Origin of the sequence: Taklimakanibacter albus (assembly GCF_016595235.1) — a bacterium.
Classification (GTDB): domain Bacteria; phylum Pseudomonadota; class Alphaproteobacteria; order Rhizobiales; family Aestuariivirgaceae; genus Taklimakanibacter; species Taklimakanibacter albus.
Map to the genome: position 1 here is coordinate 2,101,175 of NZ_JAENHL010000007.1, position 22,864 is coordinate 2,124,038.

21 protein-coding genes are annotated in these 22,864 nt (G+C 63.3%); 8 read left to right on the plus strand and 13 right to left on the minus strand.

The genetic code is table 11. The features are described from left to right. Positions 1 to 12: 12 nt before the first annotated feature. The 6 genes from JHL16_RS21475 to JHL16_RS21500 all read right to left on the minus strand — a co-directional run bounded on the left by JHL16_RS21475 (position 13) and on the right by JHL16_RS21500 (position 6,392). A complete protein-coding gene (locus JHL16_RS21475) occupies positions 13 to 843 on the minus strand; it encodes a transporter substrate-binding domain-containing protein (RefSeq protein WP_200186861.1) in 831 nt (276 codons plus the stop codon). A 57-nt stretch (positions 844 to 900) separates the two neighbouring features. After that, the gene (gene kduD, locus JHL16_RS21480) at positions 901 to 1,671 is read right to left on the minus strand and encodes a 2-dehydro-3-deoxy-D-gluconate 5-dehydrogenase KduD (RefSeq protein WP_210346040.1); all 771 of its coding nucleotides are present in this window, start codon (positions 1,669 to 1,671) and stop codon (positions 901 to 903) included. After that, positions 1,671 to 2,732 carry an alanine racemase gene (locus tag JHL16_RS21485; protein ID WP_200186862.1) on the minus strand — a complete coding sequence of 354 codons (1,062 nt, stop codon included), beginning with the start codon at positions 2,730 to 2,732 and terminating at the stop codon, positions 1,671 to 1,673. The genes kduD and JHL16_RS21485 overlap by 1 nt, the downstream gene beginning before the upstream one ends. An 81-nt stretch (positions 2,733 to 2,813) precedes the next feature. After that, positions 2,814 to 3,740, minus strand: coding sequence for a substrate-binding domain-containing protein (locus JHL16_RS21490; protein WP_246770994.1), 927 nt, complete (start codon positions 3,738 to 3,740; stop codon positions 2,814 to 2,816). A 70-nt stretch (positions 3,741 to 3,810) separates the two neighbouring features. Next, entirely contained in the window at positions 3,811 to 4,833 is a 1,023-nt protein-coding gene (locus JHL16_RS21495; protein ID WP_246770995.1) for an ABC transporter permease, read from the minus strand. Next, a complete protein-coding gene (locus JHL16_RS21500) occupies positions 4,830 to 6,392 on the minus strand; it encodes a sugar ABC transporter ATP-binding protein (protein WP_200186864.1) in 1,563 nt (520 codons plus the stop codon). Before JHL16_RS21500 ends, JHL16_RS21495 begins: the two co-directional genes overlap by 4 nt. Before the next feature lie 79 nt (positions 6,393 to 6,471). Here JHL16_RS21500 and JHL16_RS21505 point away from each other — a divergent pair, with 79 nt between their 5' ends. From JHL16_RS21505 to JHL16_RS21535, 7 genes are all read left to right on the plus strand, one after another. Next, complete coding sequence (locus JHL16_RS21505; protein ID WP_200186865.1) at positions 6,472 to 7,191, plus strand: FadR/GntR family transcriptional regulator; 720 nt, start codon at positions 6,472 to 6,474, stop codon at positions 7,189 to 7,191. Between the two features lie 95 nt (positions 7,192 to 7,286). Further along, positions 7,287 to 7,835 (plus strand): helix-turn-helix domain-containing protein, encoded by a 549-nt coding sequence (locus JHL16_RS21510; protein WP_200186866.1) that lies wholly within the window; start codon positions 7,287 to 7,289, stop codon positions 7,833 to 7,835. A gap of 76 nt (positions 7,836 to 7,911) precedes the next feature. After that, a complete protein-coding gene (locus JHL16_RS21515) occupies positions 7,912 to 9,216 on the plus strand; it encodes a pyridoxal phosphate-dependent decarboxylase family protein (protein WP_200186867.1) in 1,305 nt (434 codons plus the stop codon). A 100-nt stretch (positions 9,217 to 9,316) separates the two neighbouring features. Further along, positions 9,317 to 10,408: an ABC transporter ATP-binding protein gene (locus JHL16_RS21520; protein ID WP_246770996.1), complete on the plus strand. Its 1,092-nt coding sequence runs from the start codon at positions 9,317 to 9,319 to the stop codon at positions 10,406 to 10,408. A 38-nt stretch (positions 10,409 to 10,446) separates the two neighbouring features. Further along, the gene (locus JHL16_RS21525) at positions 10,447 to 11,490 is read left to right on the plus strand and encodes an ABC transporter substrate-binding protein (RefSeq protein ID WP_200186869.1); all 1,044 of its coding nucleotides are present in this window, start codon (positions 10,447 to 10,449) and stop codon (positions 11,488 to 11,490) included. Then, on the plus strand, positions 11,487 to 12,710 hold the full coding sequence (locus tag JHL16_RS21530; RefSeq protein WP_200186870.1) for an ABC transporter permease: 1,224 nt from the start codon (positions 11,487 to 11,489) through the stop codon (positions 12,708 to 12,710). The genes JHL16_RS21525 and JHL16_RS21530 overlap by 4 nt, the downstream gene beginning before the upstream one ends. Continuing rightward, positions 12,707 to 13,483: an ABC transporter permease gene (locus tag JHL16_RS21535; protein ID WP_348647248.1), complete on the plus strand. Its 777-nt coding sequence runs from the start codon at positions 12,707 to 12,709 to the stop codon at positions 13,481 to 13,483. Before JHL16_RS21530 ends, JHL16_RS21535 begins: the two co-directional genes overlap by 4 nt. Positions 13,484 to 13,489: 6 nt before the next feature. On the opposite strand, the gene JHL16_RS21540 is transcribed toward JHL16_RS21535, so the two are convergent. Beyond that, on the minus strand, positions 13,490 to 14,653 hold the full coding sequence (locus JHL16_RS21540) for a M20 aminoacylase family protein (RefSeq protein ID WP_200186871.1): 1,164 nt from the start codon (positions 14,651 to 14,653) through the stop codon (positions 13,490 to 13,492). 194 nt (positions 14,654 to 14,847) lie between these two features. Between JHL16_RS21540 and JHL16_RS21545 the strand changes: the two genes are divergently transcribed. Next, positions 14,848 to 15,195, plus strand: a complete 348-nt coding sequence (locus JHL16_RS21545) for a COG4315 family predicted lipoprotein (protein WP_200186872.1) — start codon at positions 14,848 to 14,850, stop codon at positions 15,193 to 15,195. 9 nt (positions 15,196 to 15,204) lie between these two features. Here the strand turns inward: JHL16_RS21545 and JHL16_RS21550 are convergent, their stop codons facing one another. The 6 genes from JHL16_RS21550 to JHL16_RS21575 are packed head-to-tail and all read right to left on the minus strand — an operon-like array spanning position 15,205 to position 22,859. After that, positions 15,205 to 16,809: a GMC family oxidoreductase N-terminal domain-containing protein gene (locus JHL16_RS21550; RefSeq protein WP_200186873.1), complete on the minus strand. Its 1,605-nt coding sequence runs from the start codon at positions 16,807 to 16,809 to the stop codon at positions 15,205 to 15,207. Beyond that, on the minus strand, positions 16,806 to 18,305 hold the full coding sequence (locus tag JHL16_RS21555) for an FGGY-family carbohydrate kinase (protein ID WP_200186874.1): 1,500 nt from the start codon (positions 18,303 to 18,305) through the stop codon (positions 16,806 to 16,808). The genes JHL16_RS21550 and JHL16_RS21555 overlap by 4 nt, the downstream gene beginning before the upstream one ends. Continuing rightward, a complete protein-coding gene (locus JHL16_RS21560; protein ID WP_200186875.1) occupies positions 18,302 to 19,147 on the minus strand; it encodes a class I fructose-bisphosphate aldolase in 846 nt (281 codons plus the stop codon). Before JHL16_RS21560 ends, JHL16_RS21555 begins: the two co-directional genes overlap by 4 nt. After that, on the minus strand, positions 19,098 to 20,861 hold the full coding sequence (locus JHL16_RS21565) for a glycerol-3-phosphate dehydrogenase/oxidase (protein WP_200186876.1): 1,764 nt from the start codon (positions 20,859 to 20,861) through the stop codon (positions 19,098 to 19,100). The genes JHL16_RS21560 and JHL16_RS21565 overlap by 50 nt, the downstream gene beginning before the upstream one ends. 20 nt (positions 20,862 to 20,881) lie before the next feature. Continuing rightward, complete coding sequence (locus JHL16_RS21570; protein WP_200186877.1) at positions 20,882 to 21,883, minus strand: aldo/keto reductase; 1,002 nt, start codon at positions 21,881 to 21,883, stop codon at positions 20,882 to 20,884. Positions 21,884 to 21,887: 4 nt separating this feature from the next. Continuing rightward, positions 21,888 to 22,859 (minus strand): sugar-binding transcriptional regulator, encoded by a 972-nt coding sequence (locus JHL16_RS21575; RefSeq protein WP_200186878.1) that lies wholly within the window; start codon positions 22,857 to 22,859, stop codon positions 21,888 to 21,890. Positions 22,860 to 22,864: the final 5 nt, after the last annotated feature.

Sequence of the window (22,864 nt, forward strand, 5' to 3'; positions counted from 1 at the left end):
GCGCCTTCCCCGCTACCGATGCTCGGACGGGAAACCGACTTGCGGCTCGGGCGGCTTGACGCCGAACCACTGTTCGAAGGACTTCGAGAAGGTGCCGAATTCGACGCCGGTCAACGCTTCACGCAGCGCGATATTGACGAAATTGAGCCAGTCCTGCTCGCCGCGCTTCACCGCGCAGGAATAGGTTTGTGGATTCCAGCCATAGCCGCCATCGGCATATTTGCCGGGATTCTGCTTCATGAACCACTGCAGCGACGACATGTCGGTCGCCACCGTATCGGCGCGGCCGGAATTGAGCGCCTGATAGGCGAGATCGACGCTTTCATATTGATCGACCTTGGCCTCGGGCAGCGCGTAATGCACCATGTCCTCGGCATAGACATTCTGCAGCACCGATACGGTGACGGCATTGCCGGCCGCCTTCATGTCGTCGCGCGATTTGTACTTGCCGCCCGCCTGCAGCATCAATCCGACACCTTCGCGATAATAGGGAATGGTGAAATTGACCTGCTGGGCGCGCTCGGCGGTCACCGTCATGAACTGGCAGGTGATGTCGACCTTGTCGGTGACGATATTGGGGATACGTGCATCCGACGCCTGGTTGACGAATTCGATCTTGGTGTCGTCGCCGAACAGGCCCTTGGCGACGATCTTGGCGATATCCACGTCATAGCCCGCCATGTTGCCGGCCTCATCGCGGAAATGCCAGGGCGGGTTGCCGACGCCGGTGCCGACGACGAGCTTGCCGCGCGCCAGGACATCGGCGAGCTTGTCCGCTTCGGCCCCACTGGTGAGGGCGGCGAGGCTCGCCGCCGTCAACAGGCAAAACACGATCTTCTTCATGTCCACTCCTCCCGTCGCTCGCTCCGCCGCCATCCGGCGAAGTCGAAATTCTTTGCATCAGCGCGCCATCCAGCCGCCATCGACCACCACCATCGTGCCCGTCACATAGGAGCTGGCGGGCGAGGCGAGGAACAAGGTGGCGGTGGTGAGATCGTCAGGCGCGCCCCAACGTCCCATCGGGATGCGGCCCAATATTTCACTTGATCTCTGCGCGTCGGCACGCAGCGCTTCCGTATTGGCGGTCATCATGTAACCGGGCGCGATCGCATTGACGGTGATGCCGGCAGGCGCCAGCTCGTTCGCCATTGCCCGCGTCAGGCCGGCGACGCCATGTTTGGCCGCCGCATAGGCCGCCACCCTGATGCCGCCCTGAAAAGCGAGCACCGAGGCGACATTGATGATGCGGCCTTGCCGTCCGTAAGCCACCATGCTGCGTGCCGCCGCCTGGCTCAGCAGGAACAGGCTGCGCAGATTGACGTCGAGCACCTCGTCCCAGGCTTCGGCCGCGTGGTTCGATATCTCGGCACGCCGGATGATGCCGGCGCAATTGACCAATATGTCGATCGGTCCCAGCTCATGGGTGACGCCGCACACCACCTCGTCCGCATCGTCGAGCTGCGCCAGATCACATTGGACCTCGCAGAAGGCGCGTCCCGCCTGTTCGATGAGCCGGCGCGTCTCCGGCATCGGCGAGGAGCCGAGGCCCGATATGTCGGCGCCTGCCGCGGCGAGCGCCAGCGCCATCGCCTGGCCGAGCCCGCTGCGCGCCCCCGTCACCAGCGCGATCTTGCCGGTGAGGTCGAACAAGCGGGTGATCTCGTCGCGCATCAGCGTACCTTGCCGCGCGCCGCCACCGGCCAGGTGAGCTCGACCACGCCATTGCGCACGCCATGCACCTCGTCGGTCATGTTGGAGACCGAGCAGCAATGATTGGGGATCACCTCCACCACCTCACCGACCTTCGGCCGCTTGGGCGCATTGGTCAGGTCGACGATCGCGTGTTCCTCGGAAAGGCCTGAGATGACGGCGCCCGGATAGTGAGCGAGCCGGCCATAATGCTGCACATAATACTGGTCGGAGGTGAGCACCTTCGAGCCGCAATCGAGCACGGCGCGCCCGGCGGTCGGGCGGCTCACCACGGTGGCGCGCACTTGCAGGGCGCAGTCCTGCCAGGACGCGACACCCGAATGCACCATCATCACATCGTTATAGACATAGGTGCCGGCGCGGTGCTCGGTCATCATCGAAAATTCGGCGAGCCGGTTGAGCGCCGGCGTGCCGCCACCCGACAGGATCGGCAGCGCAATGCCCGCCTCGCGGAAGAGCTTGAGCGAACGACTGAAGAATTCATGTGTATTGGGCGCGCTGTTGGGGAACACCATCAGCCCCTCGAAGACGATACGCGGCAGCTTGAGCGCCAGCCGCGCCAAGTCGAGAGCGGCTTCCGGCGATTGCACGCCATTACGCCCGAAACCGGTATCGCATTCGATGAGAAGCGGAATATCGCGGCTGTGACGCAGGCCGGCTTCGGAAAGGCCGCGCAGCACGACGTCATTGTCGGCCACCACCGCCAGGCGTTTGACACGGGACGCCAGTTGCATCAGCCGGTCGGTCTTGCGTGCTCCTAATATATTGTAGCTGAGCAGATAATCGTCGCAGACATTCGCGTCGATGAAGACTTCGAGCTCGCCGAGCTTCTGGCAGGTGAGGCCGACGGCGCCCGCCTCGATCTGCATCCGGCCGATGGCCGGGATCTTGTGGGTCTTGATATGGGGCCGGTTGCCGATGCCCTGCCGGGCGATCAGGCGCTGCACCCGCTCGATGTTGGTTTCGAGTCGGTCGAGAAAGATGATGACGGCCGGCGTGTCGAGATCTTCAACGCGAAGCATGGGGCGTTTCCAATTAATATTTTAATATGATAATTTAAAGGACAGCCCCCGCAGGGAGTACCGGGGGCTGCCCAACGACGATCAGAATCCCTTGCCGAGGAACTGATCGACATTGCTGCTGTCGACCTGATGGGTGGGGAGCACGATCTCTTTGTCGAGCTTCTCGCCCTTGGCGATCTTGTAGCCATACTGGACGCCTTCCGGCGCCACGAAGTGATAGGTGAAGGTGGCCACCATCTTACCGGCCTTGATCGCATCATAGGCGGCGTTCTCACCGTCGATGCCGACGACCATGACGCCCTTCTGGCGGTTGGCCGCTTCGAGGGCCGTCACCGCGCCCAGCGCCATGTCGTCATTGTGGGCATAGACGAGCTGGATCTCACCGTCCTTGAAGCGCTGCAGCGTATCCTCCATGAATTTGATGGCGGGCTCGCGGACATAATTGGCGACCTGGCTGGCGACGATCTTCACATCCGGGCATTCCTTGCCGAGCGTCTCGACGAAGAGGTCATGCCGGTCGACGGTGGCGGAGGCGCCCGCCGTGCCCTGGATCTCGACCACATTGCCTTTGCCTCCGAGCGCCTTGCACACATAGCTGCCGGCCGATTTGCCGATCAGCTTGTTGTCGGCGCCGATATGCAAGGTGACGTCGGTATTGACCTTGCGGTCGAGCGTCACCACCGGAATGCCGGCATCCATCGCCTGCTTCACCACGGGGGTGAGCGCATCGGCGGTGACCGGACTGATGATCAAGGTCTTGATGCCTTGCGCCAGCAGGCTTTCGACATCGGCCACCTGCTTCGAGGCATTGTTCTCGCCATTGGTGATGACGAGTTCGACATCGGGCAGATTGGCCTCTGCATATTTGCGGTTGCCCTCCACCATATTGACGCGCCACGAGCTCTCCATCGTGCCTTGCGAGAAGCCGATCTTGAGCTTGTCGCCGCCCGCCTGCGCCCCCGTCGCCACCCCCATGGCGAGCGCGCTTACAACGCATAGGGTACTCATCCTCAATTCTCTGTGCATGACTACCTCCCGTTAATCGCCCCGACCGACAGGATTGCCGGCCGATGGTCGTTCATCCGTGTTTGGACACGGAATTCTTTCGTCTCCGAATGATCTCGAACAGCACGGCGGCGACGATGATGGCGCCCTTGACGATCTGCTGGGTGAAGGGCGAGACGCCGAACAGATTGAGGATATTGGCGAGCACCGCGACGATCGCCGCGCCGAGTATGGTGCCGCTGATGCGGCCTTCGCCGCCGAACAGGCTGGTGCCGCCGATGACGGTGATGGCGATGGCTTCGAGCTCGAGGCCGGTGCCGGCAACCGGTTCGCCGACGGTGAGGCGTGAGATGAAGATGAGTGCCGTCAGCCCTGAGAGAAAGCCGCTGATCAGATAGACCAGGAAGATGGTGCGTTTGACGTCGATGCCGGCAAGGCGGGCGGCTTCCGGATTGCTGCCGACGGCATAGATGTTGCGGCCGAAGGCGGTGAAGCGCAGAAGCCCGGCCGCCAGCGCCGCGACGATGACGAAGACCCAGACCGGTACCGGCAGCCCCAGGAGATGCCCTTGCCCCAGCCAGGCGAACTGGTCGGCGACGGCGCGGAAATGGATCGGATGGCCGTCGGAAATGGTCATGGCGAGGCCGCGCCCCATGACCATCGTGCCGAGCGTCATGATGAAGGGCGGAATGCCGCCGAGCGTGATGCCGGCGCCATTGACGGCGCCCATGACCGAGCCGATGGCGAGGCCGGCGACGATGACGAGCGGAATGGGCAGCGAGGCGTCGAGCAGCATCGCCGCCGTGACCGCGACAACGGCGACGATCGAGCCTATCGAGAGATCGATGCCGGCCGTCAGGATGACGAAGGTCATGCCGACTGAGACGATGCCGAACAGCGCCACCTGGCGCAGCACATTAATGAGATTGAACGGGTTGAGGAATGCGTCCGACACGAAAGCGGCGACAGCGCACATGATGACGAGCACCCAGATCAGGCCCGAGGCGCGCATGGCGCCAAGGCGCCTGAGCTGGGTGATGCCGAAGGCGGTCAAGTTGGGGGCAAGCTGCCGCCGCTCGAGCTTCTCGTCGATCATGCCGCCGCTCCTTCGACGTGCCGCTGGTCGAGACCGAGGGCGGCGCGCATCAGGATCTCTTCACTCGCTTGCCCGCGATCGAAATTCGCGGCCACCCGGCCTTCGCGCATCACCAGGATGCGGTCGCTGAGGCCTAGTATTTCAGGAAGCTCCGAGGACACCATGATGATGGCGACGCCCTCTTCGTCGGCGAGCTTCGCCATCAGCTGATAGATCTCGCGCTTGGCGCCGACATCGACGCCGCGCGTCGGCTCGTCGATCAGGAGCACCCGGCATTTCGCATGGAGGCTGCGGGCGATCAGGCATTTCTGCTGGTTGCCGCCGGAGAGCTGGCTGATCTTTTCGGCGGGACTCCTCGTGCGGATGCGCAGGCGCTCGATCAGCGCCATGGCGGCTGCATCCTCGACGCGGCGGTCGAGCAGGCCCTTGCGGCGGATGCGGGAGAGACCCGCAATGCTGATATTGAAGGCGACGTCCTGCGGCAGGAAGCAGCCTTCCGACTTGCGGTCTTCGGGCAGGAGGCACAGGCCGCGTGCGATCGCCTGCCTGGGGTTCGAAGGCCGCTTCCCGCCGAGCAAGGTGAAGGACGCTGCCTCGGCGCGATCGGCGCCGGCGAGAGCGCGCAGCAACTCGGAGCGGCCGGCGCCTGCCAGCCCGCAAATGCCAAGGATTTCACCGGTCCGCACCGCGATGCCGACGTCGCGCAGAGCAGCACCCCGCGAGAGCCCCTTGGCTTCGAGCGCGACGGCGCCCGGCCGGCGCTGCCGCGCGGGGTAGATGTCCTCGATCTTGCGGCCGACCATCAGGCCGACGAGATCCTGGTGATCGAGCTCAGTGGTTTTACCACCACCCACGACGCGCCCGTCGCGCAGCACCGTGACCCGGCTGCAGATCTCGAAGACTTCACGCAAACGGTGCGAGATATAGATGAAACTCACGCCCACGCCCGACAGACGGCGGATGATCTCGAACAATTTATCGAGCTCGGCCGCGCCCAGCACCGCCGAGGGCTCGTCCAGCACCACGAGCCGCGCCTTACGCGACAGGGCGCCGGCGATCTCGGTCATCTGCCGCTGCGCGACGCTCAAAGTGCCGGTGATCGCCTTTGGATCAAGATTGAAGCCGAGGCGCGCCAGCACATCCAGGCTGCGTCGCCTTGTTTCCGGCCAGTCGATGAGGCCGGTGCGGGTCTTCGGCAGTCGCCCGAGCCACATATTCTCGGCGACGCTCAAATGCGGCGCCAGCATGGTTTCCTGGTAGATGACGGCGATGCCGCGTTCGATCATGTCGAGCGGCGTCGGGCGGTCGACCTTCTCGCCGGCGACGACGACCTCGCCCTGATCGGCATGATGGGCTCCGGACAGGATCTTGATGAGCGTGGATTTGCCGGCGCCATTCTCACCGATGAGGCCCAGCACCTCGCCGGGCGCAACATCGAGATCGACATTTTCGAGCGCCACGACGCCGGGAAAACTTTTGCCGACACCGCGCATCACGAGTATCGGAGCGGCCGCGCCGTGCGCCTGATCGCCCCCTTCCCTGTGCTCGCGCCCGCTCATTTCCGCCCTCCCCACTTTCTTTTATCATATTATCAGATAATATGCAGACGAGAGTCAAGCGGTCTGGTCAGGACGTCGGATGGCCCAGCAAATCCCAGCTCCCCTCGGGCGCGGCCCGAAGCGTAATCTTTTCACCCATGTGGTGGCGAGCCTTGGCCTGCGCATCATCAAAGGCGAGCTCAACCCGGCGCTGCCTTTCCCCAAGGAGGCCGATCTCGGCGCCGAATTCGGCGCCAGCCGCTCGGTCATCCGCGAGGCGGTCAAATCGCTGGCGGCGCGCGGCCTCATCGCATCCCAGACCCGCACCGGCATCCGCGTGCTCGAGCCGATCAACTGGAACCTGCTCGACGCCGAGGTGCTGAACTGGCGCTACAGCACCATGCCGCAAGCCGAGTTCTATGGTGAGCTGTTCGAGATCCGCCTGCTGATCGAGCCCGAGGCGGCGCGCCTTGCCGCGATACGCGGCAGTACCGCCGAAATCGCCATCATCGAAAAGGCCTTCGCCGCGATGAGCGAAGCGGCGCGCACCGGAACCTCAGGCGTCGCGGCCGATCTCGCCTTTCACCGCGCCATTCTTGCGGCCGCGCATAATGCGCTGCTGCTGCAGATGGGCAATCTCATCGCTGTCGGCCTCGATATCGCGCATCGCCTGTCGAGCGAATCCTTCGCGGTGTTCCTGCCGATGCATCAGCGGGTGCTCGACGCCATCATCGCGCGCGACAGCGATGCCGCCGGAAATGCGATGCGGCATCTATTGTCGGAGACCAGAGAGTTCATGAGCCGCCTGATCTGGGCTTGACCCAAATGCCGTCCCTCTTGCGGGGCCTCTCCGGACAATCCTATTAAGGGATATCTGAGAGAGTCGGGGCTTTGCAATTCCTGCAGGATAGATTCATGGAAATCAGTGTCGGCCAGCGATTGAAGGAGATTCGTGAGCGACTGGGCATGTCGCAACGCGAAGTCGCTCGCCGATCAGGGCAAAGCGCCGGTGCTGTTTCGGCGATCGAACTTGGCAAGGTCAGCCCGTCGGTCGAGACATTGAAACGCTTGTGCGATTGCCTCGACATATCGCTCGCCGATTTCTTCGCGCCGGACCAGACCAACCCGACCTCGGCCTTCTTCAGCCCGGAAGAGATGGTCGGCGTCCCTATGGGGCTGATCCACTATCAGCAAGTCCACCGCTCCACCCCCAAGGCGCCAATGCAATTTGTCCGGGTGGTCGTTCAGCCGGGATCGGACACCGGTAATGTCGGCAATCCGGTCGGCACCGATGAGGTCGGCTACATCGTCTCAGGCACGGTGGAGGCGACGATCGGCGGCGAGACCCGGCAACTGAAGGCCGGCGACGGTTATCTTGCCAGAGGGGGGCAGAAGCAGCGCTTCCGCAATGTGTCGAAGGACACGTGCGAATATGTGTTCGTGACCGCGGCCATCGGATTCTGATACTCAGGATGACAAAAATAATTGACACTCAACATTATAATTGCCACCATACCTCTCAACAAAGAGAGGAAACAGCATGTTGGGTGGTGCCTTGGGCGAGGCGGGACAATCCCTGCCTGAACTCGAAGAGACTCTGAAAAAAGCCAAGCAGCGCAATCTCGCCTGGTATGGGCCGCGGATGTTCCGGCCCTCCTATTTCGCCGGAACCGACGTCCTCGACGTCGCGACCAAGGCCTTCAATCTGTTCGCCTCCGAGAACTGGCTCTATGGGCGCACCTCCTATCCGGCGCTGGGCGAGTTCGAGGACGATGTTCTCGACACCCTATATGACCTGTTCCACGCCCCCGCCGGCGCCGCCGGAATCCTGACCAGCGGCGGGACCGAAAGCCTGATCGAAGCCGTGCATATTGCCCGCGACAAGGCCCAGGCCACCGGAAAGACCGGTCGTCTCAACATCGTCATTCCCAACACGGCCCATCCGGCTCTCGACAAGGCCACCCACCTGCTCGCCATGGATGTGCGCCGTGCCCCACCGCAAGAGACACAAGAAGCGGAACTGGACTGGCTGGCGCGCGCGCTCGACCGGAATACGGTACTTCTTGTCGGCTCGGCCCCACCCTATCCTTTCGGCGAAGTCGATCCCATCGACAGGCTGGCGCAACTCGCCAAAGCACATGGCATCCGTCTGCATGTGGATGCGTGTCTCGGCGGCATGATACTGCCCTTTGCCGAGATGCTCGGCCGTCAGCCGCCGCTCTTCGACTTCCGTATCGACGGCGTGAGTTCTCTCTCGGTCGACCTGCACAAATTCGGCTATTCCGCCAAGGGCATCTCGGCCCTGATCTTCCGCGAAGCCGACGATGCGACCTTCACCCGCACCGTCTTCACCGATTGGCCATCGGGCATGTATGGCACGCCGAGCATATCGGGAACGCGGCCGGGTGGCGCGCTGGCCTCCGCCTGGGCGGTCATGCGTTATCTCGGTCGCGACGGTTTCATGGAACGGACCCGCAAGATCTATGAGATCAGGGACGAATTCATCGAACGCCTGCGCGCCCTGGACGCCAGCGTCATCGGGCGCCCGGATTGCTATCACTTCAACTTCGCGCTCGCCGGGCTCGACAATCTCCTTCTTGCCGCCGAACTCAGCAAGGAAGGCTGGATCGTGTCCAGCACCGAGAAACCGGCGGCGGTGCAACTCATGATCACCGCCGCGCATGAGGGCGTGGCCCAGCCCTTCGCCAAGGCCGTCGCTGATATCGCGATGGATATCCGCAAGGGCAAACGCACCGGCGGCGGCGAAAGCTCGGTCTATTCGAAGGTGGTGGTGAAGCAGCGCCTCGCGAAGGGAAACGAAGCGCGACCGACGGCCTCTACCTGAAACCAAACGACAGGCAACGCAGATGGCCACAAATCTGAGCGTAGCGCGATCGTCTTTGGCTATAGAAGAGCCGAATGCATCAGCGGCTCGGGATATGACGATGGCAGCGCGCAAGATTCTGGCAACCTTCAGAGACGTGGCGAAGAGTTATGACGGGCGAACAACGGCCGTCCGCGACCTCAATCTCGACATATGCGAAGGTGAGTTTCTCACCCTTCTCGGCCCCTCGGGCTCGGGCAAGACCAGCACCTTGATGATGCTGGCGGGCTTCGAAGCGCCGAGCCGGGGTGAGATCATCTTCCAGGGCAAGGCTCTCAATGCTCTGCCGCCGCATCAGCGCAATTTCGGCGTGGTCTTCCAGGACTACGCGCTGTTTCCGCACCTGACCGTCGCCGAGAACCTGGCCTATCCCTTGCGCTTTCGCGCGACCGGACGCGCCGAGACCGAGGAACGTGTCGGCAAGGCACTGAGCATGCTGCAGCTCGACCAGTTCCGCGATCGCTATCCGCGCCAGCTTTCCGGCGGCCAGCAGCAGCGTGTGGCGCTCGGCCGGGCACTTATCTTCGATCCCCATCTCGTCCTGATGGACGAGCCCCTGGGCGCGCTCGACCGGCAGTTGCGCGAGCGCATGCAGATGGAAATCAAGCATCTGCACAAACGTCTCGGCATAAGCTTCATCTCCGTCACCCATGATCAGGGCGAGGCGCTGACCATGTCGGATCGGATCGCCGTCTTCAATGATGGAACCTTGCAGCAGATCGGGAGTCCCCAGGATCTCTATGAAACGCCTGCCAATGCCTTCGTCGCGCGGTTCATCGGCGACAGCAATTTCCTTTCAGGCCATGTCGCAGCGATACGCGGTGATGCGGTTCTCGTCGAATGCCAGGACGGTCTCAAGATAACGGCCCGGAATGTCGATTGCGGCGCGGTGGGCAGCGCAGCGCTCATCAGCGTCAGGCCGGAACGCGTGCGTCCCGGAGCCGTCGCCTTGGGCGAACACAACCATGCCGAGGGCTCGGTTCTCGAACATGTCTATTTCGGTGACGCCACCCGGATCAGGCTGCGCGTCGCCGACTCGACGGAATTCCTTGTCAAGCTTCCAGCCGGCGACATGCCGTCCGGAGCGGAGGTGGGAAAGACCATCAAGCTGAGCTGGTCGCGCGCCCACTGTCACGCCTTTGCCAAGGAATGAACAAGCCAAACCAAAATAAACAAAACAGGGAGACGCCAATGTTCAGGATAAAAGGACGACATCTCGTCATATCGTTTGCCGGCTTGCTGATCGCCGGCACGGCGCACGCGCAGGAGCTCCGCATCGTGTCCTGGGGCGGCGCGGTGAGCGATGCCTATCGCGCCGCGATGTGGGAGCCCTATATGAAGCAGAGCGGCGTGAAGCTTGTCGAGGACCTCTATAGTGGCGAATTCGGCAAGATCAAATCGCAGGTCGAAGCCGGAAATCTGCAATGGGATGTCGCCGATCCCGAATGGCCGGAAGTCGAGCAGGGTTGCCGCGAGGGCCTGTTCGAAAAGATCGACGTGTCGCAATTCGACGGCACGGATCTCATCAAAGGCGCCATCTCGGAATGCGGCGTGATGACGATCCTCGGCGGCACCGTGCTTGCCTATAACAACGAGAAGATCAGCGATCCGCCCAAATCCTGGGCCGAATTCTGGGACGTCACGAAATATCCCGGCAAACGCGGCATGCGCCGCGCGATCACCGAAACCCTGCCCATGGCGCTGATGGCGGATGGCGTGCCCAATGGGGAGATTTACAAGGTGCTCGCCACCAAGGAAGGGCAGGATCGCGCCTTCCGCAAGCTCGACGAATTGAAGCCTCACATTGTCTGGTGGACATCGGGCACCGAGCAGATCCAGGGGCTTCTGACCGGCGAATATGATCTCGCAATGGCCTGGAATGGACGCATCACCACCGCCAATAAAGAGGAAGGCTCCAAGCTCGCCATCGCCTGGGATGCGGGCCAGGTGCTCAATGGCGACCGGTGGGTCATTCTCAAAGGCAGCCCGAACAAGCAGCAAGCCCTCGACTTCATGAAATTCGCCCTTCAGCCGGAACAGCAGGCGGCCTTCATGCGCCTGATTCCCTATGGCCAGGTCAACCAGAAGGCCTACGCCCTCCTTTCGGAAGAAGAAAAGAAGGACCTGCCGACAACGGAAGCTCACCTGAAGAACGCGCTTCTGGTCGATCCCGCCTTCTTCCTCGAGCACCGTGAAGCCTTGACCGAGCGCTTCGAGAAATGGGTGACGGAATGACAGCCGCAAATGGCGCGGCACTGCCGCGCCATTCTGTCCGCCGCAGCCTCGACAAGGCCGAGCTTCGTCGGCGCGCGCGCATCCCGCTGCGGATCGCGCCGGCGGTTCTTTTCGTGCTGATCACCATCGCGGTTCCGATCGCCCTGTTCCTCTATCGGGCCGTCGACAACAGCGAGATACGCGACAATCTGCCCGCCACTCTGACGCAGCTCGCCGATTGGACGGCCACGGCCATGCCGGAAGACCGTCACTATGACGCATTGGCCCGGGACCTGCGCGCGATCGCGGGTGAGCCGCCTCTCTTCCAGCTGGCGCGCCGCCTCAACTATCACCAGACCGGCTATCGCAGCGCGATCCTGAGAGCTTCCGAAGCGGTGAGCATGGCAGCACCTGGCGCTTCACCGCGCGCGCTGATCACCGCCGCCGACCCTCTATGGGGCCAAAGGGATATCTGGCAGGTCCTGCATCGTGAATCGGGGGCCATGACCAGCTTCTTCCTGCTGAATGCGCTCGACCTCGAGATCAATGACGGCGCGATCCGCTCGACCGATTCTGATCGCGCTCTCTATCGGGCTGTTTTCCTGCGCACCGTGTGGATGAGCCTGCTGATCGCCGGCGCTTGCGCGGTGCTGGGTTACCCGGTGGCCTATTTCCTCGCCAACTCCCAATCCCGCTTCGCGCTCTGGGGCATGTATGCGGTGCTGCTGCCGTTCTGGACATCGCTTCTCGTGCGCACTCTGGCCTGGATCGTCATTTTCCAGAAAGGTGGTCTCGCCTCCGGCATCCTTGCAATATCGGGATTCGGAGCGACGAGCCTGCTCTACAGCCGAACGGCGGTGATCATCGGCATGGTCCATGTCATGCTGCCCTTCATGATCCTGCCCATCTATGCCGTGATGCGAGGCATTCCAGCTTCTTATACGCGCGCCGCGATCTCGCTTGGCGCGTCCCCTCTGCAGGCCTTCTTCACCGTCTATCTGCCGCAATCCGTGCCGGGCATCGGCGCCGGCTTCTTGATCGTGACCATCCTGTCGCTCGGCTTCTATCTGACACCCGCCTTGCTCGGATCTCCCAATGATCAGCTGATCAGCTATTTCATCGCCTATTTCACCAATGAGCTGGTCAACTGGAACATGGCGGCGGCCTTGTCGGTCTGGCTGCTGGTCATCGCCACGATCCTGTTCGTCACCATCCGCGGTCTCACGGGGCAAAGATCGTGAAGAAGAGCGGCCTGATCCTTCCCGTCTATGTCGGCCTCGTCCTCGCTTTTCTCGTACTGCCGCTGGTCATCGTGATCGCTTTGTCTTTCAGCCCCTCGCGCTTCTTCGTATTCCCGCCGAGTGGCGTATCGCTGCGCTGGTATGTCGATCTCGTGAGCGCTCCCAAGTGGCGCGAGGCGGCGTTCAACAGCCTGATCGTCGGGCTCGGCGCGAGTTTCGTCGCGACAGCGGTGGGCCTCCTGGCGGCGTGGGGACTTTCCGAGGCGAAATCGCGTTGGGCGAACGTCGCCACCGCATGGCTGGTCCTGCCGATGGGGGTGCCCATCGTGGTGGTCGCCGTCGCGTCCTTCATCACCTACAGCCAGTATGGGCTCGCCAGCACGCGGCTCGGCCTGATCCTGGCGCACGCGGCTCTGGGTCTTCCCTTCGTCACCATTGCGGTCACGGCCACCTTGCGCGGCTTCAACCGCAATCTCGTGCGCGCCGCCGAAAGTCTTGGCGCCTCGCCCTTCGCGGCGTTTCGCACCGTCACCATTCCCGTCGTCATGCCGGGCATTCTGACCGGAGCGATTTTCGCTTTTGCGGTCTCCTTCGATGAGGTCATCGTGGCGCTGTTCCAGGCCACGCCGCAGCTTCACACCTTGCCGGTCGAAATCTTTTCCGGCACCCGCGAGAGCATTACGCCCACGGTCACCGCCGCGGCGACCGTGCTGATGGTCATTTCCATTCTTCTGCTCGTCCTGGTCGAAAGACTGCGCAAGCTCTCCGGATGACCTTCATCAAGGCTTGAGCACCATTTCGGTGAGCCTGACCCAGTAACTGACACCGACCGGTATCGCCTCGTCATTGAAATCGTAAGCGGGATTGTGGCACCAGGCCGTATCGCCATTGCCGAGGAAGATCATGGCGCCCGGCCGCGCCTCCAGCATGAAGGCGAAATCCTCGGCCCCCATGATCGGCTTCGCTTCCGTCTCGATCGCCTCATGCCCCATGACGTCGCGCGCCGCGGCGATGGCGAGTTGGGTTTCGGTCGAATGATTGACGGTCACCGGATATTTGCGGACATAGGACAGCGTCGCCTGGCCGCCCAGAGCCTTCGCGACACCTTCCACCGTCTCGCGGATGCGTGTCTCGGCCGCCTCACGCACCTCTTTTGACAAAGTGCGCACCGTGCCGGCAAGCTCGGCCGAGGGCGGGATCACATTCATCGCATCGCCGGCATGGAATTTGGTGATCGAGACGACGAGGGAATCGAGCGGATCGGTGTTGCGCGCCACGATGCCTTGCAGCGCCGTGATGATCTGGGCGCCGATGAAGATCGGATCGATCGTCTGATGCGGCATGGCGGCATGACCGCCGCGTCCGGTGACGGTGATGGTGATCTCGTCAAAGGCCGCCATGAAGGCGCCGGCACGGATCGAGAAGCGGCCGACCGCGACCCCCGGCTCGTTGTGAAGGCCGAAGACCTGGGTGATGGCGAAGCGCTCCATCATGCCGTCCTCGACCATTTCGCGCCCGCCGCCACCCCCTTCCTCGGCCGGCTGGAAGATGACCGCCACGGCGCCTTTGAAATTGCGCGTCTCGCAGAGATGGCGGGCGGCGCCGAGCAGCATGGCGGTATGGCCGTCATGGCCGCAGGCATGCATCACGCCGGTGACCTGCGAGGCATAGTCGAGGCCGGTCGCCTCGGTGATCGGCAGCGCATCCATGTCGGATCTGAGCCCGATCACCGGGCCATCGCCATGCCGACCGCGGATCAGGCCAACGACGCCGGTGCGGCCAATGCCGGTCACCACCTCGTCACAGCCGAAGTCGCGCAACTTTCCGGCGACGAACTTCGCCGTCTCATGGACGTCGAACATGAGTTCCGGCCGGCTGTGCAGCTGGCGCCGCCAGCCGGTGATTTCGGGATGGGTTTCGGAAACATTGTTGAGAAGGGGCATCGGACCTTGCCGCATGAAGGGAGGGAGGCACTGACTTAAGCCAATCGATTACAGTTTGGCAATGTGGAGATGGGGAATAGCGGCGCGCGGGTGGCGTAAAGGAAATCAGGAACGGCATTCAAAGGACTGCGAATCCCGTCAAGGCCGGAGGCTTTGACGATCGACATTTGCGTTACCTCCAAGGAGAACCTCCCATGAGCAAGCTGGCAATCTCTGCAGTGACCCTCACCGTGCTGCTGTCGGCGACGGGGGCTTATGCCGCCGGTATGCTGACCGATTCCAAGGGCATGACGCTCTACACCTTCGACAAGGACAAAGGTAAGATGTCCAGCTGCTATGACGACTGCGCCAAGCACTGGCCGCCTTATCTCGTCCACAAGGGCGACAAGATGGGCAAGGACTGGGCCAAGTCGAAGCGCAAGGACGGCGCCATGCAATGGACCTATGACGGCCATCCGCTTTATTATTACATGGACGACAAGAAGGCCGGCGATGCCATGGGCGATGGCAAGGGCGGCGTCTGGCACGTCGTCAAGGAATAGAGAACAGCTTCACGTGCCGATGAGTTGAGCCGCTTTTTCGGCGATCATCACCGCCGGCGCATGGGTATTGCCGGAAACGATGGTCGGCATGATCGAGGCGTCGGCGACGCGCAGAGCCTCGATGCCGTGAACGCGCAGTGTCGGGTCGACGACGCTTTGCGCGTCGGTTCCCATTTTCGCCGTGCCGACGGGATGGAAGATGGTCGTCGCGATATCGCCCGCCGCACGCGCCAGCTCCTCCGGCGCCTGGATTTCCACGCCCGGCTTGAACTCGACCGGCTGATAGCGGGCGAGCCGTTTCGTCTGCATCAATCGCCGCGCGATGGTGATCGATTGCGCCGCGACATCGCGGTCGCCCGCGGTTGAGAGATAATTTGGGGCAATCTCCGGATGCGCAAAGGGATCGGCCGAGGTGATGCGCACCGAGCCGCGCGATTCCGGGCGCAGATTGCACACCGACACGGTGATCGCCGGAAAGGCATGCAAAGGCTCGCCGAAACGCTCGAGCGACAGCGGCTGGACATGGAATTCGATATTCGGTGTCGCAAATCGCGGATCCGAGCGCATGAATATGCCGAGCTGGCTCGGCGCCATCGCCATCGGCCCCGAGCGCCGGAAAGCATATTCGAGCGCGATGCCGAGCTTGCCCGAAAGCCGCGCCTGTCTTTCGTTCAAGGTGGCGGCGCCCGTTATCTTGAACGCCGTGCGGATCTGCAGATGGTCCTGCAGATTTTCACCGACGCCTGAAAGCTCATGCAGCACCGGAATGCCATGCCGGCCGAGCAGCGCCGACGGGCCGATGCCTGACAACTGCAGGAGCTGCGGCGAGCCGATGGCGCCTGCCGACAGAACAAGCTCCTTGCCGATGCCGAGACGGACGGTTTCGCCTTTGAGCTTCAGCTCGAGTCCGCTGGCGCGTTTGCCGTCGAACAGGATGCGTTCAGCCTGTGCGTAACTCAAAATGGTAAGATTGGAACGATGCCGCACTGGGGCCAGAAAGGCGCGCACGGCATTGAAGCGGAAGCCGGCTTTCTGATTCACTTCGAAATAGGATGAGCCGAAATTATCCCCGCCATTGAAATCATCGATCTTCGGCACGCCCAATTCTTCCGCGGCTTCCCGCACCGCATCGAGGATCGGCCAGGACAGCCGCTGCCGCTCGACCCGCAATTCGCCATCCTGGCCGTGAAACGGCCCGTCCAACGCATGGTGATGCTCCGACTTGCGGAACAGCGGCAGCACGTTTTCCCAGCTCCAGCCGGGATTGCCGAGCTGCTGCCAGTGATCATAGTCGGCCGCCTGGCCGCGCATATAGATCATGCCGTTGATGGACGAGCAGCCGCCCATCACCTTGCCGCGCGGATAAACCAGCGAACGCCCATTGAGCCCGGTTTCCGCCACCGTCTTGTAACCCCAATCGGTGCGCGGATTGCCCATGCAATAGAGATAGCCGATGGGAATGTGGATCCAGTGATAGTTGTCGGAGCCGCCGGCCTCGAGCAGTAACACGCGATTGCGTGAGCTTGCGCTCAAGCGGTTGGCGAGCACGCAGCCCGCCGAGCCGGCGCCGATGATCACATAATCCCAGGTCCCGAGATGGCGCCGTTGCGTCACGAAATCTCCGATCGATAGGCCTTCCAGCGCCGTGGCAGCATTTCGGCCAGATCAAGATAGAGACTATAACGCGCTTTGCCGAGGCCGCCAGTCTCCGGGCGCGACGCATAACGCGTCTTCGGACGCACCATCGCGGCGACGCCCGCTTCCAGACTGTCGAACAAACCGCCCGCGACGCCGGCCGCGATGGCGGCGCCGAGCGCGCCCGTCTCCTCGCATTCGGCGACAGTGACCGGCACGCCGATGCCATCAGCGAACATCTGGCACCAGACGGCGCTGCGCGCGCCACCGCCCGACAAGGTCGCCTCTTCGAAACGCGCCCCCGCCGCGCGCAACCGGTCGATATGCCGGCGATGCTCGAAGACGACGCCTTCATAAAGCGCATGGAGCAGATGCGCCTTGCCGTGCCAGCCGCTCAAGCCCAGAAAGGCGCCCTTCGCATCGGGTGCCGTCGCCGAGCCATAGAGGAACGGATGGAACAGCGGCAGGTCGGGATCCGCCGCAACCTGCAACACCAGCTCGTTACAGCGCGCAAAGATCGCCGCGTCATGGCCGCCCATGATCTCACGCGCGAACCATTCGAGATTGACCGCCGAGGTGGCGCTCGACTCGACCGCCACAAAGCGATCCGACCGCCAGGTCGCGGCATGGAAGATGCGTTCATCGACCAAAGGCCGGTCGAGGATGATCTGGTTGATGCCCCAGCTGCCGGCGACGATCGCCGCCTGCCCGGGCATGGACGCGCCGGCGCCGAGCGCGCTGGCGATGATGTCGAAGAAGCCGGCGGCGACCGGGGTGCCCGCCGCAAGCTGCGTGAGGCCGGCGGCATCAGCGCTGATGCGCCCGGCGATCCTGTCCGATTGGACAAGCCGTGGCAGGAACGCCATGGCGTCCTCGAGACCATAGGCCGCAAGCAGCGCATCGTCATAAGACCGCGCCGCGATATGCATCAGGCCGCTACCGCTCATATCGGAAAAATCAGTGCTTCGCTCACCCGTCAGCATGAAGGCGAGAGCGTCCTTGCAGAGAAAGGCCGTACCGATCGAGCGATAGATCTCCGGGCGATGGCGCTTCACCCAGGCAAGCAAGGTCGCGGTCTGCGCCGGCCACGGCTTCTGCAGGCACAGCGGATAGGCCTTTTGCGCCGCGCCTTCCTGGCCGAGCTCCTCGACGAAACCGGCGGCGCGATTATCGAGCGACTGGATGCCGAGCAGCGGCCGGTTCTCTCGGTCGAGCAGATAGAGGCCATTGCCATGGCCGGACAAACCGACCGCGGCGACATCCGCGCCCTTCGCATCCGCTTGCGCCAAGCACTCTTTGACGACATCGGCCGCATTACGCCACAGCTCGGCGATATCGCGCTCGACATGGCCGGGCTCGGGCTCGCGCGAACGGCCGTCGCGCGCCGCCTTGGCCTGGACCTGGCCGCGCCGGTCGAACAGGACCGCCTTGACGACCGTATTGCCGGCATCGATGCCGAGCAGCAGCTCGCTCATGCCGCCGCCTCATAAAGGCGCCAGGCCTCGGCGTCGCTGGCGCCGTCATGGATCATGGCCATCAGCGCCTTCACGACGCGCCCCGGCGCGTCATGCTGGTAGATGTTGCGGCCATAGACCATGCCATGCGCCCCTTGCTTCATGAGCTCGTAGGAATTGGCGAAGACCTGACGCAGATCGGCCTTGCCACCGCCCCTTACCAGCACCGGACAGCGGGCCGCCTGGATGACCCGGTGGAAGTCGCGCGGATCGCTGGTCGGATCGGCCTTGATGATATCAGCCCCCATCTCGCGGGCAAGCCGCACCAGGGTCACGATCTTCTCGGCATCGCCATCGACCAGATAGCCGCCACGCTCGCTGTTGGGCTGCATGACCAGAGGCTCGATCATCAAGGGCATCGCGTATTTCTCGCAATCGAGCCGCACCCTGGCGATATTCTCGACGCATTGGCGGAACAGGCCCGGCTCGTCCGGCAGCATGAACAGGTTGACGACGACGCAGGCGGCGTCGAGCTTCACCGCCGGCAGCACCGGATCCTGCGCATTCTGCAGGAGAGCCCACATCTCGCGATGGCGCTGCCGGTTATAGGGATTGCCCATGTCGATGCGCAGTACCAGCGCCGGCTTGGCCTTGCCCGGAATCCCCTGCAGGAGATCGGCCTGGCCGGTATTCATCTGAATCGCATCGGGGCCCGCCGCCGCCAGCATCTGGACCACGCGCCCCATATCCTCGAGCCCGTCGAGGAACGAGGGCTCGTTGCACACGCCATGATCGATTGCCACATCGAGGCATTTACCGGCCTGAAACAGCCGGTTCATGCGCAGTTTCTTGCTGTCGTACATCGGATAATCCTTCTTCCAGATTGCGTCGGCGGAGCATCTCCGCGGTAAGTCCATGATCGCGCGCGAGCAGGCTGCGCAGTCCCGCCAGCTCGCTGGCGCGCCGCTGCCCGTCCCAACCCAACGCCGCGGCGGCAATGGTGGCGAGTTCTTCAAGCCCCGACATGGAAAGCTCGGCCGTCATCGCCACGGCCATGCGGCGCAGGACCAGATCGGCGAGCCGCGTCACCTGCTCGTTTTCGATCAGCCATTCGATCTCACCCCGGCCATAATTCGGCAGCGACCGCAAAGCCTCATCGGACGTCACGCACAGCTCTTCGGCGCGAGTGCCATAACGTTCGAGAAGACACGCCACCCGCTCCGACGGCAGGCCGCTCGTCGCGGCGACCCGCGCGACCCAGGCGTCTTTGTCAGCGGGAAAATTCCTGCCGCCGCCAATCGAGAGTTTCTCCGTCCCCTGCCGGCGCTGTACACCGAGCCGCGCCAGGACGGCGTCCGCCGCTTCCGCGCCAAAAGCCCTGAACGTCGTCCATTTGCCGCCGATGAGATTGAGCACCGGCATGGACGCGCCGGCATCATCGGCGAGCCACTCGCAGCGATGATCACGCGAGATCTCGGCATTCACTTCCGTGGCGCTTGCCGGCAAAGGCCGCACGCCTGCGAAACGGTAGATGATATCGGCATCGCCGATCGCGATCGCCGGAAAGATCTCGCGCAAGGCGGCGAGGATATAGGCGCTTTCCGCCTCGTCACAGCGCACATTGTCGGGCGTGTCGACGCGGATGTCGGTCGATCCCGCCAGCACGTGACCGAGATGCCGGAAGACGATGCACACCCGGCCATCGCGATTGGCGTAATAAACCATGGTATCGCCGAGCGCCTGCTCAAGCGCGTCATTGGCGATGACGAGATGCGAGCCCTTGGTGCCGCCGATCAGCCGCGGCGGTCGCACCGCGAGCGCGCCGTTGGTCATGTCGATCCAGGCGCCGGTGGCATTGACGACGATACCCGGTGTAACGGTGAATTCCGCCCCCGTCAGATTGTCCTTGAGGACGACACGGCCTTCCTTCTGCGCGACGAGGCCGACATGGTTGACGGCGAGCGCCTGCGTTGCCGCCATTTCCGTATCGAGGACAAGCTCGATGCCGAGACGTTCCGGATAGGTGATGCGGGCGTCGTGATAGACGGCGCCGCAGATGACGTCGGAGCGGAGCGTCGGCCAGCGCGCCCGCAAGCTGTCGCGGTTGAGAAAGTGATGCCGCGGCAGGACCCGGCCCGCGCCGGCATAAAGATCATAGAGCGTCAAACCGAGCCGCACGATCAGTGACCCGCGTTTGCCCGGCTGCGCCTTGCCGCCGAGAAACCGCCGGACCGCCGATGCCACGCCGGAGAAATGATCGCTGATCGGGATCAGCGTCGGCAGCGGACGCACATAATGCGGCGCATTGGCGAGCAGCGCATTGCGCTCGGCGAGCGATTCCTTGACGAGCCCGAATTCGCCATTCTCCATGTAGCGCAACCCACCATGGATCATGCGCGAAGGCGCCGCACTCGCCCCGCTCATGAAGTCGCCGCGATCGACCAGCACGACATCGACGCCCTGCAGCGCCAGCTCGCGGAAGATGCTGATGCCGTTGATGCCGGCGCCCACGACGAGAACGTCGGGGCGCTCCTTGCGGCGCAGCTTCTCCAGCCTGCGAAGGCGGTCCTGGGTCATGATGATCGATCGGTGCTGGTTCAGGCGGCGGCAGCGACCGGCGCCAGATGTTGGGCGATTGCTCTATCGATGCGCTTCACTTCCTCGGAGCTGAGCACGATTCCCGCAGCCCCGGCATTGTCGACCGCCTGGTCGCTGTCACGGGCGCCACACAGTGCATAGGTGATGCCGGGCTGCGCGATGGTCCAGGCGATGACCAGTTGCGCCAGGCTTGCTTGATGCGCCACAGCGACAGGATCGATCTCGGCCATGAAGGCGGCGACGCGCTTGAGATTGTCGGGAGCGAAACGCGGATTGCCCTTGCGCAGGTCGTCACCTTCGAAAACCCGGTTGGGCCCGATCTTGCCGGAGAGGAGGCCCAGCGCCAGGGATGAATAGCTTAAGCTCGCGATGTCATGCTGCCGGCAGATCGGCAAGAGGCTGCTTTCGATCTCGCGATCGATCATGCTGTAGCGCTCCTGGATGGCATCGACCTGGCCTTCCGCCACATAGGCCTTCAATTCTTCCGCACTGACATTGCTGACCCCGATGGCGCGTATCTTACCCTCCTTCTTGAGGTCGAGCAGCGTCGCCATGGTCTCGGCGATGGGCGTCGTCGGGTCCTGCCAATGGGTGATGTAGAGATCGATAAAATCGGTCCTGAGCCGGCGCAGGCTCTGCTCGAGCTCATGCCGGATCGACTCGCGCCCCAGATGGCGATGCACCCGCTGGCCCAATTCATCGAAGAAATGATTGCCCTTGTCGGTATGCCAGACCAGTCCGCATTTTGTGGCGATCACGACCTCGTCGCGCCGCCCGGCGATGGCCTGGCCGACGATCTCTTCCGCCTTGCCGAGGCCGTAAGCCGGCGCGGTGTCGATGAGCGTGATGCCCTTGTCGATCGAGGCGCGGATCGCCGCGACCGATTTTGCCTCGTCGGTGCCGCCCCACATCCAGCCGCCCATTGCCCAGGTGCCGAGCCCGATGGCGCTGGCGGCGACGTCCGATCGGCCCATCGCCCGGGTCGAATTGCTCTTTGCCATGATCCTATCCTTTCAAGATGTCGATGATGAGACTGCCGGTCGCCTCGTCAGTGGCGAGCACATTGAGGAAGCCGCCTTTAAGCACGCTGGCGATGGGTGCGGCCTTGCGGGCGCCAGACGAGATGCCGATGGTGAGCGGCACCGCCTTGAACTCGTCGAGCGTCAGGCCAATCACGCAGTCATTGAGCGCATAGGCGCAGAGCTTGCCGTCACCATTGATCAGATGGGCGACGAGCTCGCCGGCGGCGCCGATGCGGGCCAGCTCGCCCTTGCCCTTGACGCCTTGCGGCATGAGGCTGCGATAGGTCGATTCCTCCGGCAGGACCGAGCCGATGCCGACCAATGCGATGGCCGCGTCGCGCGCCCGCGCCAGGACCTCACGCACCGACTGGACCTGGAGCAGCACGTCACGCTCGGCGCGCGAGGCGGCGAAGACCGGCGCGTGGATCTGGAAGGCACGGCCTTGCAGCTTGCGCGCCAGCTGCGCCGCCAGGTGATTGACGTCGGTGAAATATTTGCCCTGCACGCCGCCCGTTGCCGGCACCACGGTCACATCATAAGCGCGCGACGGTGCCAGCGCGGCAATCACCGCGCCGACACCCTGCCCGCCGGAAACGCAAATCGTGTCGCCGTCCTTGAGCTTGGACAGTAGGAAGTCGGCCGCCGCCCGCCCCGCATTGGCGAGATTGACGTCCTCCTGATCGGAAGCCGACGGCGTGACGATCGCCTCACTGAGGCTGCTTTTGGCGATGAGCCGTTGCTCGATCTCAAACAGCGGCTGCAGCGGCGAGGTGACCTTGATCTGCACATAGCCGCGCTCATGGCCTTCCTTGACCAGCCGGTTGACGGTCGGATGTGAAAGCCCGGTGCGCTTGGCGATCTCGGCCTGGCTCAGGCCCTCGACATAATGCATCACCAGCACCCGGTGGATCTTGCGCGCGCGGTCGAAATCGTCAGCCTGGTCATTGCCTGCCATGAAAC